Below are 13488 nucleotides of genomic sequence, written 5' to 3' on the forward strand. Positions count from 1 at the left end.
CATTTTACCCACAGAAAAAATCAACAAAAAATCCTTGTTTATCAAAGAGTGTAGGAGGTTATCCAAATTTTTCCACAATAGACTTGTATGTATATGTCATTCAAAAACGTACACATAATGGATTCTTCTAGAGCCATTTTTCTCAGGAATCATTCGCTATCATTACGCGTTAATTTGTCTAAACTTCCCCTCATGATGAACTATTTTCCAACCCGCTTTCCCTTAATCCTTGCAAGCAGTTCTACAATCCGACAGCGCCTTCTGACCGAGGCGGGAGTAAAAGCCATCGCTATACCCGCTCATATTGATGAAGACGCTTTACGCAACAATGCTCAAAATAACTCTATTGCTGAAATGACGTATGCTTTAGCGAATGCAAAAGCGGATGCGATAAGCAAACAGAGCTCAGAGAACGACATTATTATCGCTGCAGATCAAATTCTCGAATGTAATGGCACTATTTTCGCAAAACCATCTTCAATAGAAGACGCGCGGCGACATCTACAATATCTCCGCGGACGAACACATACGCTCTATACCGCTCTTGTTTTATGGAAAAATAAAAAATGTGTATGGCAGCATCTCAGTACACCGCAGCTCACCATGAGAAATTTCTCTGACGCATTTTTAGAACAGTATTTACGTTACGATAGCCATGAAATTATCCACTGTGTCGGGGCTTATCGAATGGAAGGTCCGGGAATCCATCTTTTCAAGCATATTGAGGGAGAAATGGATGCTGTCTTAGGGCTACCAAGACTTCCCCTTCTTGAAGCACTTCGTTGTCACGCAGGGCTGATGACTTAACGGAAAGCCCCCTTCCCGCGTAACCATCTCAGAAATGGTGGATTAGATTTTTTATCTTGCTAATCCATCACGAGAACGATATAGAGGCTCACGCACAGCTGGAAGTGCGATTGTGGGGCCATAGCTCAGTTGGGAGAGCGCCTGAATGGCATTCAGGAGGTCGTCGGTTCGATCCCGATTGGCTCCACCATATCTTTATGATAATCTTCCCCCTCAAATGTCTTTCTTTGTAAGAGGCTTCTATCCTTGGGTGGGTTTTTTCTATTTTTAATATGTTATCTTATAACATACGCTTTAAAGCATATAAAAAGTCACCCCCTCCGTGTGTGGCCTCATTATTGTCGTGTTGCTCTTCTTTTAACCTGCTCATGGCTTACCTTTGATGGTCTATCGCATAGTGCGTCTGCTCGCCCCCAGGCGCTCGTCTGTGTTGAGCATGTTTGGTGTGATATCGCCCAACAAATTGGAGGGAACGCGCTTCATACAACAGTGCTCATCACGGCTTCGGGGCTTGACCCACATCATTTACGTCCCACACCTTCCTTAGCACGCACTTTATCGCAAGCAGACGCCGTTTTACTGAACGGTGCAACCTACGATGATTGGGCTCTTTCTCTTATTCCCCAGAACGTGCATCTCTTTAATATGGCTCAACAAGAAGGGAATTGGCGTCCTGGGGATGACCCTCATTTATTTTTTGATCCAAAAATTGTGCGCCATGCAGCCTTTAACATTGCACAATGGCTTATAACGAAAGACCCTGACCATGCGACGGAAATTAAGGGTCGTCTGGATCAATTCACAGAACAAACTCAGAAGATCCTTATCCGCCTGGATCACTTAAAAGCACATTTCCAAGGAACAACGATCGCTATTACTGAACCCGCTGGAGAGCGTTTACTTTCTTACGCTGGTCTTACTATCGTTGACCGCCCATGGGCTTTAGCCGTTATGAATGAAAATGGTATTTCTGCTCGTGATACCGCTTCACTAGAAGAAAATATCACACAACATAAGATACGTTTTTTACTCGTAAATCCCACCGTCATGGCGCCCGAGGTTGAAACGATCAAAACATTAGCTAACGCTCATCATATCCCCACCATAGAGCTTGGTGAAAATTTACCCACTGGCCAGTCTTGGCAAGGATGGATGAATCACACTCTTGATGATATCGAACACGCCCTCAACAGGACCGCTCTCACACCATGAGAGCATCGGATATTGTTTGTCACAATCTCCAACTTATTGTTGGACCTTGTGTTGTCTTGTCGGACGCGACACTCAAATTGTCACTCACAGGAATTACGGTTCTCCGTGGGAATAATGGAACGGGAAAAACCTCTTTTCTTCACTCTCTTTTAGGGCTTGAAGCCCCTCAACAAGGATCATTAACCGTCTTGGGAACGACTCCCCAAAAAGCTCGTCCTTATATTGGTTATATGCCGCAAAAAGCAGGGGAGGCGGCCCCCATGATTCCGGTTATTGATCACGTAATAGCCAGTATTTCCGGGACCAAATGGGGTTTTCCACTCAATTTAAAGCGTCGGCATGATGCTATGACGTTATTGACGCTTACGAACGCCCAGTCACTTGCCCATCGCCCTATTGGCGTTTTATCGGGAGGAGAGAGGCAGCGTATTGCCTTAGCTCAAGCTCTATCAGGATCTCCCCAACTACTCATTCTCGATGAACCTTTAGCGGCTTTAGATCCAATTGCTCGACAAAAAAATCTTGTTCTCTTGAATCAGTTACACCAACAACTTGGTCTCAATATTCTTATGACAGCCCATGAATCTTTAACTCTTGACGGTTCTTCAAAGCCACTCCGTGAAATATGGCTGAAAGATGGGAAGTTATATGTTTGAATTTTCCTTCATGCAGCACGCTTTTATAGGGTGTTTTCTCGTATCCGTTTTAGCGGGAATTGTCGGATGGTTCATGCTTCTTCGCCGACAAACTTTTGCAGCACATGCCCTCCCTCATATCGGTTTTAGCGGAGCTGCAGCAGCTGTATGGATCGGTTTTTCTCCACTTCTCGGCATGATCGGATCAAGCCTTATTGCTGGATTCTTTATTGCTCATGAAGGGCATAAAACTGGTGGATCATTTCACCCTCTCCGCCGCGAAACCATGACAGGCCTCGCCCTCACAGCAAGCCTTGGGCTTGGTGTATGGTGCCTTCATGAGGCTAATACAGCTTCTAATCAGGCAACAACTCTTCTATTCGGCGATGTCTTAAGTCTCAGCACCACAACATTGATGGAGTTAGGAGGTGTTTTCCTTCTCTGTATCATCCTTCTCGGGGCTCTTTGGCGCCCACTTCTTTTTTCAAGTCTCTCCCCAGACCTCGCAGAGGCACGCGGCGTATCAGTCTCACACATATCCCGCTCTTTTATGATCCTTGCTGCCTTAGCAACATCAGCATGCTCCGAGATAGCCGGAGCTTTGTTATCTTTCAGCTTAATGATTGGCCCAGCGTCCGCAGCCCTACGCTTAGAATTATCCCCTTTAAAAGGGATCATCTTTTCTATTATCGCAGCTCTCGCCCTCTCATGGAGTGGCTTAATTCTCTCTTGGTTCACCGATGCTCCTGTCTCTTTTTGGATCAGCATCGGCGCCGTTCTTCTTTATAGTGTAGTCTCTTGTATTCAACGACTCAAATTGAAGCTTTTTAATAAAGTGTAGTGGTAGTCTTATGGGGTGCGTTTCTTTTTTTGTCGTGCCAGATACTGTTCTTCGTCAAGTTTTGCTTTTTCTAAAAGCGCATGTTCATGGTGACGAAGAAAGAGAAAACCCCCAACCATCCCGAGTACAGCGACGACACCGACAGATATCCCTACAGGGCCGGAGAAATCTTCGATTTGTTCACCGAGTTTGTATGTAATGAAAACGTAGCTTCCTCCCCACAGAGTGCCCCCTAGCGCATTGTAGAAGAAGAACTGGAGCCATGGCATACGCACAGCACCTGCGAGAAGGGCTATAAAAATGCGTAAAATGGCCATAAAGCGTCCCATGAGAACGCCAAGCCCTCCATAATGACGGAAGAGATAACGCCCCAACAGAAGGCGGTCAGAATTTAATCCAATTTTGCTTCCATGCTTTTCTAACAAACCATAGCCGAAGCGACGTCCTATTTCATATCCAAGGTTATCCCCTAGAATGGCGCCGATAATAGCGGATGCCATGACGCCCTCAAGAGAGAGGTGATGGGTTTTTGCCGCATAGAGGGATGTAAGAATTAAAAGACTTTCAGCAGGGAGGGGAACCCCAGTACTTTCGAACATAATAATCCCACCCAGTACAAGATAGGCGTACTGGCTCGGAAGTTGCGCTAGAAAGTCGAAAATATGATGCAGGGGACTACTCCTATCGACGTCATGATAAGGATATGTTCTCGAGAGAGTATATCACAGATTAATTAGTGCAATATAATTATGCATCAGAGGAAACGGTATGTTGCCAATGAGCCTGGAATCATGGGTAAGCCCCCAGTTAATCATTCAAAAAAACCGTACATTTAGTGAGTTACGTGCTGATCAAGGGTGGGTGCTCTGGTTAGAGCGACGGCCTGAGGATGGAGGACGTCATGTTGTCGTGGGGCGTTCTCATGATGGAACTATCCATGACTTAACCCCTCAAGAGAGTGATGTTGGCACAAATGTGAATGTTTATGGCGGGGGGGCTTGGACCTACCGTTTTTCAGAACATGGGATAGAGGTTATTTTTAGTGACCGTCGTCGGGGAGGTTTATGGTTGAGCCTTCAAGGACACACGTCTCAGTTATGGTGTGCAGAAACGGGAAGTGATGGGAAAAACGGTTACTTCGCGGATTTGGCTTTTTCATCGTCAGGGAAGGAAGTCTTCTGTGTGCGTGAAGTGCATGTGGGAGATCAAGAAAGTGCCCAAATAGTTTCCGTATCCTCTGACGGGGATATTTCTGTTCTTGATGAACGGGCCGATTTTTATGCCTCGCCGCGTCCTTCTCCTGATGGATGCTATCTTGCATGGATCGCCTGGGATAATCCTCACATGCCTTGGACGGAAACACGTCTTTGCGTCATGTCATTAGAAGAGAGAAATACTCCCATATATGTGTTGGAAGGTGAAAAAGAAGCCTGCAGCGTTATGGAACCCTTATGGGATGGGGAGCGCCTTTATGCTTTGTCTGATCGTTCATGCGCTGGGCATGAAAGAGTATGGGCACCTATCGCTTTTGTGAGGTCTGAGAATCGTTGGCGGGATCTTAATCTGCCACATGCAGGTCTTGAGGTTGGCTTGCCCGCTTGGGTCTTTGGCCAACGGTCCTATGTTGCGTTGCCTCATGGTGAGTTGTTGGTTCGGGGGATAAAGGAAGGTTTTTCTCAAATTCGTCGTTATTCTCCCAAGGCTGGGTGGCGAAATGTTGAGTGGGGAGGAACACCGGAGAATGTTCCTTTTCCCTTAAACAAGGACGAGGCGGATTTTGCTTGGATTGACGCGCCGGCTGATCATCCGCCTTCATTGATGATTGGGAGGCCTGGGGCAAAAGGGCATCGTTTTCGTGAAGCATGGCATCTGCCAGAGGGAGTGGAGCGCGCTGATATTGCCGTGCCGCGTGTTATACAATGTGAGACGTCTGACGATATTGGGCCAGTTCGGGCGTTATTTTACGCCCCTGCACATGGAAAACATTGCGTGAAGCCTGATGCGAAACCTCCATTAGTGGTGATTGTGCATGGTGGGCCAACCGGGCAAGCGCGGACGGACCTTTCATTTAAGGTGCAATGGTGGGCTTCGCGTGGGTTTGCGGTGTTAGACGTTAATTACCGTGGGTCAACAGGGTTTGGGCGCTCTTATCGAGAGGCTCTCAATGGGCTTTGGGGGGTACGAGATGTTCAAGACTGCTGTTTGGCGGTGCGTGAGGTCGTCAAGCAAGGGCTCGTAGACCCTGCACGTTGTGTTATCCGTGGCAGCAGTGCTGGTGGTTTGACGGTTCTTTCAGCGTTGGCTCAGTCTGATCTTTTTGTCGCGGGAACATCGCTCTACGGTGTGACAGATTTGCGTGGCTTGGTCGCGGATACGCATCGTTTTGAGGCGCGTTATCTTGATGGGCTGATTGCCCCGTGGCCAGAAGGAGAAGCAACATATCTTGAACGGTCACCCGTGAGTTGGCCTGAAAAAATTAAAGCTCCTGTTCTCTTTTTACATGGTGACGCTGATAAAGTCGTGCCGCTAGCGCAAGCAGAAGCACTGGTTGGAAAACTAGAAGAGGCCTCGTTGCATGTTTATCCAAAGGAAGGCCACGGTTTCCGTCAGCCAGACGTCATTGTGGACGCTTTTCAACGGGAGCTGGCCTTCTATCAACGGGTTTTTGCGTGTGCGTGAAGGGGGTTAGACGTCGGCGGATGACTAAGTTTTTTTATAACAGAAAAAGCGGTCATCATCGCTAATGACCCCGTCATGACAACACCAAGGGCTTGTCCAATCATGACGCCTTGGGGACCATAGGTTGCACCGATTGTAACGAATGGAATGGTCCCCAAGGTTGCGCGAGCCCAGTTGAAACCCGTTGAGTAAAATGGGTGTCCCAAATTGTTGAAAGCCGTGTTGGAAACGAAAAGCAGGCCGACAAAGGCATAGCTTGCCACAACCCAGTGACAAAAAAGTGTTACGAGGGAAACTCCGACACCTTGCACATGGAATAAGTGGAGAATGAGGGATTGTGTTGACGCAAAAAGAATCCACGCAATGCCGACACAAAGAGTCGTCAATTTAAGAGCAGCAAGGAAAGTCTCTTTAACGCGGTGAGGCTGCTTGGCGCCAAGATTTTGCGCCATAATGGGGCCCACAGAAGCGGTGAGAGCAAAAACAAAGGCGAAGGAAACAGGTACTATTCTGTCAATAACGGCCTGACCAGAGACAGCCTCTAGACCGAACCGTGCCATGGCGTGCGTGACGAAGAGATTGCCAATGGGCGTTGCCATGTTGGTCGCGATCGCTGGCAGAGCAATTTTACTAATTTCAGCCGTTGCTGTGGGGATAATTCGACGACGTGGTCGTTCCAGCATATCGTGGCCACGAAGGTGAAGAAACCCACTGAAGCAGATGACGCAGCGCGAGAGAACTGTACTGATGGCCGCGCCTTCTAAGCCGAAATGCAGACCAAAGATAAGAATGGGATCAATCACGGCTGTGCAAAAAGCACCTGTGAGGGTGACCCGCATCGCACTTTTTGCATCACCTACGGCACGTAGAAGAGATGATAGAGCCATGCCAAGGCATAGAAGGGGCAGTGAGGGCGACGTGATTTGCAGAAAATGCGTTGCGTGTATTAACGCATCGCCTCGGGCACCAATGAGACATAAGAAGGGGTGCGCAAGCAGTGCTGTGATAGAACCAAGGATAAATGTAACGGCAAGCATAACGACGAGGAACGCTGAGGCGTGTCGCCGGGCTCGAGTGTGGCGATAGGCGCCAATGAGGCGTCCTGTGCAGGCTCCTAAACCGATGGACATCCCGATTGAGACGGCACTTTGAACGTAATTGAGAGATGTTGCGAAAGCGATCGCTGCGGTTAACGTCGGGTCATGCAAATGAGAAATGTAGAAAAAATTCAGTAAATCAACAATGAAAATAGCCATGAGCCCAATGGCGCCCGTTCCGGCCATGACAACAACATGACGCATGATACTTCCGTCCACAAACCGTGCTCGTATGGGACGGCACGGTTGATCTGGGGCAGCGGGAGCAGAAGAAGAACGGTTTTTCATAGTGAATGATTGTGCCTTTTTAAGAGGGGGAGCACTACCCTCCTTACACGTGGAAAATGACAAGGGTAAAAAGTCATTTTTTCAGAGGGGTTGTATCAAAACCAGCTTGAGAAATAAGGGACTTAAGGTCGTCAACCGTTGCTTTGCTATCATCATAATCAAGTGTGACCTCTCCAGGAGAAAGTGTTACAGATGTTTGGCTGATAGCGGGGGACGCATTGAGCACGCGGGATAATGCGTTAACACAACCATCGCAGGTCATTCCGTAAACGGGAAGTGTGATCGTTTTTCTCATAGGAATCGTCCTAGTAAAATAAGTCTTGTCAAAGCGGAGCTATTCTTCTTATCTCTACCCATATTGGCACACATATCATAGAGGTGCTTGTCGTGGGCAAGAAGTTGTCACGTTTAGTGTTATCATTGCTGGTCAGTCTGTTTATGCAGCTTGAACCTGTAGCGATGGCGCACGTGTCGACGGTGTCCGCCCATGGTTTATCGGTTAGCTCACATCATCATTCAGCAGTATCATCGCATCATGCGTTGCTTGATGAAGCCACGATGTCTTCGTCTGTTGTTTCTCCGATGGAGGAGGATATGGCGGGGAAGTGTTGTGCGACACATTATGGCTTTTGTGATCTTGTGACCTTGGCAAGGGAATATAATGTTCCTCAGCGGCATGAAGGCCGCAGGGCCTTATTCTATGATGAAGTGCAAGAGCTGCCTTCATATTCTAGCCCAGCGTTATTGAGGCCACCGATTTTTTTCGTCGCATGATTTTTCGTTTTGTTGGGGCTTCCTTCAGCAGAAGTGCGTTTTGTAAAAAATCGGTGATAGTATGACATTAGTACCTATATCCCGCCGTGGTTTTTTGGCGGGAACGGGTGTCAGTGTTGCGGCGGCATCATTGCCAGCCGCAACATATGCGAGCCCATCCTCAGAGGCTTCTCCTCTCATTGAGCTGCATATTACGCGGCGGAACATGACGATAGGCGGTCAAACAGCGCCTGCCTATCTTATTAATGATAGTCTTCCTGGCCCGACCTTGCGATGGCGTGAAGGGCAGGAAGTACGGATTCGAGTTCATAATCATTTAGATGAAATGACGACCATTCATTGGCACGGTATCCGTTTGCCTGCTGATCAGGATGGGGTGCCAGGACTAAGTTATAAGGGGATTCCAGCAGGAGAAAGTTTCACTTATAGCTTTCCAGTCCAACAGAGTGGTACCTATTGGTATCATAGCCATGCGGGGGGCCAGGAGCCGTGCGGAATGTACGGAGCGTTGATCATTGATCCTGCGGGTGAAGATCCCTTACCAGCCGTGGATCGTGATTATATTTTGCTTCTCTCCGATTGGAGTGATGTCTCTCCTGCGCAGATTATTAGTAATCTTAAAATGCAGGATGATTACTATAATTTCCGTCAGAGAAGTGTTGCCTCTTTAGCGCATGAAGCGCGCCAAGGGGGCGGAATCATTCCGGCACTAAAAGACCGTTTAACATGGTCTCATATGCGGATGAGTGCCACGGATATCTCTGATGTCAGTGGGGTGATTTATCAGTATCTTCTAAACGGGCAAACGCATAACGAAGGATGGAGCGGTTTGTTTCGTCCTGGTGAGAAAATCAGACTGCGTTTTGTTAATGGCGCAGCCATGACCTTGTTCGATATACGTATTCCAGGGTTAGACATGGCCATTGTGGAGGCGGATGGGAACCCGGTTGCTCCTGTAACGGTAGATGAGTTTCGTATTGGGGTGGGAGAGACTTACGCGGTTGTTGTTCAGCCGCGTCGGAATGAAGCCTATACAATTTTTGCTCAGAGTGAAGATCGAACTGGATATGCACGAGGGACTCTCACGCCTCGAGATGGATTAAAGGGCGCTATCCCACCCATGGATCCACGTCCTGTGCGGACTATGGTTGATATGGGAATGGACATGATGATGCATGGGGGCATGCAGGGCATGTCAACCATGGAGAAGTCTTCTTCAGCTTCGTTTCCGATGGCTGCTGAAATTGATGATCCTGGTCCGCCGCCACTTAATGTTGAAAATCAAAATAGAGCGAAACATCCGATTGATCGAACGACCAGTCCGGGGGATGGGCTTGAACATAATGGCCGACGTGTCTTGGCCTATAGTCAGTTGCGTTCTGTACGTCGAGCTATGGATTTACGTCCTCCATCACGTGAAATTATCCTTCATGCAACAGGGAACATGGAGCGTTATATTTGGGGGTTTAATGGTCGAAAATTCTCAGAATCTGGTCCCATTCGGTTGCGGCATAATGAAAGGGTTCGGTTTACCATTATAAATGATACGATGATGGAACATCCATTCCATCTTCATGGCCTTTGGATCGAGTTGGAAAATGGGCAGGGGGATTATCGCCCTATCAAACATACGGTTATTTCCCAACCAGGGTCGATCATGCGTTTTTTGGTAACTGCAGATGTCCCCGGGATGTGGGCGTTTCACTGTCACCTGATGTACCACATGGCAACCGGCATGTTCCGGGTGGTGTCCGTATCATGAGGCAGGTAGCTATGACGGTGAGTATAGGACTAGCCTGCTTGACCGCTCCTTTTGTTGCTCAAGCGCAAACAATGGCGGGAATGGATATGGGGGATATGTCTATGCCAATGGGCAATTCTATGATGTCATCTCCACAGCCACAGCCACAGCCACAGCCACAGCCATCACGTGTCGTGCATCAAGCCGCAGATGCGCCATCGCCGATTGTGTTTTTAGGTGGGGTTAAGCCTGAAATGGATCAAAACACATGGTTTCATGGTGTGTTGGATGAATTTGAAGGGCGTTATCAATCAGGAGGGCGGTCATCGTTAAGGTGGGATGGTGAAGCGTGGTATGGCACCGATTACAATCGCCTTTGGTTAAAAACCGAAGGGACGATGACACGTGGGAAAGTAAGCGATGGCGCTCAGGAACTTCTCTATAGTCGTGCCATATCGAGTTATTTCAATATGCAAGGAGGTGTTCGGTTGGATCTTGATAGTGGTCCAACGCGTGCGTGGGGGGCTTTTGGTGTCGAAGGGTTGGCGCTCTACCAGTTCGAGGTGCAAGCGACAGGATATTTTAGTGACAGAGGTGTGGCGGCGCGCTTTGAAGGATCATACGATATTTTATTGACTAACCGTCTTATTTTGCAGCCTCAAATTGAGCTTAATCTCTACAGTCGTGCTGACCCTCGACGGCAAGTTGGTGCAGGTTTGTCAGATATTGATACAGGGCTACGTCTTCGTTACGAGGTGTGGCGCAAATTTGCTCCTTATATTGCTGTGACATATGATTCCCCCCTGACGCAGGCGCGTAAAATCGCACGTCGCCAAAGGGAGCGTGCATCAATGGCACGCTTTACATTTGGAATACGAAGTTGGTTTTGAGGAGGAAAACGTAATGACTAAGCAAGAACGTTATGGTGGTCGTTTTGATCTCAATGAAGTCATGAAACGATTTCCTGAGACGGCACCAACCATGATTATGGATGAATATGTAACGGATTCAAAGCAGGTTAGTACTCGTGTTTTTAGAGTTTATCGTTCTGTCCCCCCGCACTATCATACGCAATGTGATGAAGTGCTTTATGTTATGTCTGGTCGCGGGACCTTTTGGATTGATGATCCAATGAACGAATCTGTCTTTGAGCCGGGGCATATGATTGTTTTTCCTCGGCAGGCTGTCCATGCTATTCCGTCTGTTCTCGAAGAGCCCGTGATTTTTCTGGCGATTGATACGCCGCGGCGTGATCCAGAAGATGTGATCTTTATCAATCCAGAAGACGGTGATCCGCGTCGTTTTATTCGACAGATTGACGCCGAAAAACGCAGCGAAGGGTGATCGCTCCAAGAAGGGCTGAGATAATAGACCCTATAAGCACACCACATCGTCCTTCCATGAGGAGGGACGGTGAAGGGTAGGCTAGTTGTGTAATCAGCAGGCTGATTGTGAAGCCTATTCCACATAGGAAGCTGATGCCGAGAAGCCCCATTCCTTTCAGAAAGGGAATGGGAGGAAGGATCTTTGTTTGATTGATGAGCAAGACAGTTCCTCCGACCCCAATGGGCTTTCCGAGGCACAACCCAAGAGCACTGCTTAAAAAAGGCGCAGAAGTGAGATCATGGGGGGATATTTGGCGGAGATTGATCCCTGTGCTGACGAGAGCAAAAAGCGGAAGAATGAGGGTTCCAACAGGGAAAGCTAAGACGTGGCTAATCTTTCGACCAAAGCGAGGTGGATAACAAACGCCCAAGGCCACACCAGCGAGGGTTGGTTCAATACCAGCGTGATAAAGCCCTAACCAAAGGAGGGCTGTTGGTAAGAGATACCACCACAGAGAGCGAACCTGTTTTTTTCCCATGAGAAAGAGGACAGATAAGGGCAAAAGACTCCCAAGAACCCATATGAGGTGAGGTGTTTGGCCGTAGAAAAGAGCCAAAATGAGAATGGCGCCCAAATCATCAAAAACAGCGAGAGACATTAAGAAGGCGCGAAGTGATGATGGAATGCCGGGAATCAATGTTAGGATGGGAACCGTAAAAGCAGCATCTGTCGCGGTGGGAATGGCCCATCCTTGGAATCCTGGTGAATGGGGAACGATAAGATCACATATGATGGCAGTGAGAGCGGGAACGGCCATGCCGCCAGCTGCTCCTAGAAGCGGGATTAAAGCTTGTTTCCATTCTTTGAGTGACCCCGTGTCGAACTCCTGACGAATCTCCAACGCAAGTAACAGAAAGAAAAAACTCATGAGCCCATGGCTGATCCATGTCTCGGTTGTCAGGGGCAATGAAGGAAAAGGAATGTGATCAAGGAGATGTTGGAAAGACACACTCCATGGAGATGAGGCGATCACAATCCCCACGATTGCGCTACCGAAAAGGAGGGATCCGGTCACGCTGGAGCTGGTAAGGTAATTGTGAAGATGTGAGGTGCGTTCAAAGATGGAGCGTATCATGATGGGTACGTTATACGAGTAAAGAACTCCTTATTGGGAAGGGATATAGTGTGGCACAGCAAAAAAATGTTTTCGTGACTGGTGGAACATCAGGCATTGGTCTCGCTATTGCGCAGCATTTTGCTCGTGCAGGGCATAGTCTTGTGTTGGTGGGGAGTGATTCAACCAAGGATTATCGGCAAGCAATTGATGCTGTGGAACAAGCTGCAGATCAGAAGGGTAAGAAGGTAAAGGTTGTTTCCTACGGGGTGGACATTACTGATCTTTCTGCTTTGAAAGTGCTCATGGCGGATATTCATGAGCATGTTGGTGTGATTGATGTATTAGTACACAGCGCAGGTGTATTTTTTGATACACCGATTGCTGCAGAGACATCAGATGCTTTTGAGCGTATGATGAAGGTTAATGTGAATGGCACTTGGAATGTCATTCAAGCAGCGCTGCCGTTTATTCGACGTAAGAGCGCAACAACATCATACGGAAAAATAATCGCTATTTCGTCTATCTCTGGATTTTATGGTTTTGCGAAATATTCAGGATATAGCGCGAGTAAAGCGGCTGTAACGTCTTTGGTAAAGACATTAGCGCTAGAGCTTGGTCCTTTAGGGATTAACATTAATGCAGTTGAACCGGGTCGGGTTAAAACATCCATGCATGATGCTTTGCTGAAGGACCCCTCAAAAGCGGAGGTGTTGCGCCAAATTGCTGCGGCAAACCCGAGTGGACGGGCCTTCTCCACCCCAGAGGATATTGCCAATGTCGTTGAATTTTTGGCGGGCGATGGGGCTGATGCGTTGCATGGGACGGCCATTGTCGTTGATGAAGGGACAACGGCAGGAATGATGGGATAACGGCGTAGATTTAATCATTTCTTCTCGAAAGAAGGCCTGTGACTAAGGAGAAATGAGTTTAATCACTCTAACAAGTCAGACCTGTTGAAAAGCATAAATTCA

At 47.9% G+C, this 13488-nt stretch carries 14 protein-coding genes and 1 tRNA gene; 11 read left to right on the forward strand and 4 right to left on the reverse strand.

Annotation, left to right across the window (positions count from 1 at the left end):
* Nucleotides 1-192: 192 nt before the first annotated feature.
* The 5 genes from GS501_RS08915 to GS501_RS08935 all read left to right on the forward strand — a co-directional run bounded on the left by GS501_RS08915 (nt 193) and on the right by GS501_RS08935 (nt 3495).
* Nucleotides 193-807, forward strand: coding sequence for a nucleoside triphosphate pyrophosphatase (locus GS501_RS08915; protein WP_202405387.1), 615 nt, complete (start codon nt 193-195; stop codon nt 805-807).
* A gap of 114 nt (nt 808-921) precedes the next feature.
* Nucleotides 922-997, forward strand: a tRNA-Ala gene (locus tag GS501_RS08920).
* A 134-nt stretch (nt 998-1131) separates the two neighbouring features.
* The gene (locus tag GS501_RS08925; RefSeq protein ID WP_160831521.1) at nt 1132-2019 is read left to right on the forward strand and encodes a metal ABC transporter solute-binding protein, Zn/Mn family; all 888 of its coding nucleotides are present in this window, start codon (nt 1132-1134) and stop codon (nt 2017-2019) included.
* Entirely contained in the window at nt 2016-2675 is a 660-nt protein-coding gene (locus tag GS501_RS08930; RefSeq protein WP_160831522.1) for an ATP-binding cassette domain-containing protein, read from the forward strand. Before GS501_RS08925 ends, GS501_RS08930 begins: the two co-directional genes overlap by 4 nt.
* Nucleotides 2668-3495, forward strand: a complete 828-nt coding sequence (locus GS501_RS08935) for a metal ABC transporter permease (protein WP_160831523.1) — start codon at nt 2668-2670, stop codon at nt 3493-3495. The genes GS501_RS08930 and GS501_RS08935 overlap by 8 nt, the downstream gene beginning before the upstream one ends.
* Nucleotides 3496-3503: 8 nt before the next feature.
* On the opposite strand, the gene GS501_RS08940 is transcribed toward GS501_RS08935, so the two are convergent.
* Complete coding sequence (locus GS501_RS08940) at nt 3504-4094, reverse strand: DedA family protein (protein ID WP_160831524.1); 591 nt, start codon at nt 4092-4094, stop codon at nt 3504-3506.
* A gap of 178 nt (nt 4095-4272) precedes the next feature.
* Between GS501_RS08940 and GS501_RS08945 the strand changes: the two genes are divergently transcribed.
* Entirely contained in the window at nt 4273-6174 is a 1902-nt protein-coding gene (locus GS501_RS08945; protein WP_237442503.1) for a prolyl oligopeptidase family serine peptidase, read from the forward strand.
* Here the strand turns inward: GS501_RS08945 and GS501_RS08950 are convergent.
* Both GS501_RS08950 and GS501_RS08955 read right to left on the reverse strand, forming a co-directional pair.
* Nucleotides 6150-7475: an MATE family efflux transporter gene (locus tag GS501_RS08950; protein ID WP_237442513.1), complete on the reverse strand. Its 1326-nt coding sequence runs from the start codon at nt 7473-7475 to the stop codon at nt 6150-6152. The genes GS501_RS08945 and GS501_RS08950 overlap by 25 nt on opposite strands.
* Before the next feature lie 157 nt (nt 7476-7632).
* Complete coding sequence (locus tag GS501_RS08955; protein WP_160831526.1) at nt 7633-7854, reverse strand: heavy-metal-associated domain-containing protein; 222 nt, start codon at nt 7852-7854, stop codon at nt 7633-7635.
* Between the two features lie 92 nt (nt 7855-7946).
* Between GS501_RS08955 and GS501_RS08960 the strand changes: the two genes are divergently transcribed.
* The 4 genes from GS501_RS08960 to GS501_RS08975 all read left to right on the forward strand — a co-directional run bounded on the left by GS501_RS08960 (nt 7947) and on the right by GS501_RS08975 (nt 11418).
* Complete coding sequence (locus GS501_RS08960; RefSeq protein WP_160831527.1) at nt 7947-8333, forward strand: hypothetical protein; 387 nt, start codon at nt 7947-7949, stop codon at nt 8331-8333.
* A gap of 61 nt (nt 8334-8394) precedes the next feature.
* Nucleotides 8395-10095, forward strand: a complete 1701-nt coding sequence (locus tag GS501_RS08965) for a copper resistance system multicopper oxidase (RefSeq protein ID WP_160831528.1) — start codon at nt 8395-8397, stop codon at nt 10093-10095.
* Nucleotides 10096-10214: 119 nt separating this feature from the next.
* Nucleotides 10215-10964, forward strand: a complete 750-nt coding sequence (locus GS501_RS08970) for a copper resistance protein B (protein WP_237442514.1) — start codon at nt 10215-10217, stop codon at nt 10962-10964.
* Between the two features lie 13 nt (nt 10965-10977).
* On the forward strand, nt 10978-11418 hold the full coding sequence (locus tag GS501_RS08975) for a cupin domain-containing protein (RefSeq protein WP_160831529.1): 441 nt from the start codon (nt 10978-10980) through the stop codon (nt 11416-11418).
* On the opposite strand, the gene GS501_RS08980 is transcribed toward GS501_RS08975, so the two are convergent.
* Nucleotides 11378-12535 carry a Na+/H+ antiporter NhaA gene (locus GS501_RS08980; RefSeq protein ID WP_160831530.1) on the reverse strand — a complete coding sequence of 386 codons (1158 nt, stop codon included), beginning with the start codon at nt 12533-12535 and terminating at the stop codon, nt 11378-11380. The genes GS501_RS08975 and GS501_RS08980 overlap by 41 nt on opposite strands.
* Nucleotides 12536-12585: 50 nt before the next feature.
* On the opposite strand from GS501_RS08980, the gene GS501_RS08985 reads away from it, so the two are divergent.
* Nucleotides 12586-13386 (forward strand): SDR family oxidoreductase, encoded by an 801-nt coding sequence (locus GS501_RS08985; protein ID WP_160831531.1) that lies wholly within the window; start codon nt 12586-12588, stop codon nt 13384-13386.
* Nucleotides 13387-13488 lie beyond the last annotated feature (102 nt).

It is taken from the genome of Saccharibacter sp. 17.LH.SD, from assembly GCF_009834805.1.
GTDB lineage: Bacteria > Pseudomonadota > Alphaproteobacteria > Acetobacterales > Acetobacteraceae > Saccharibacter.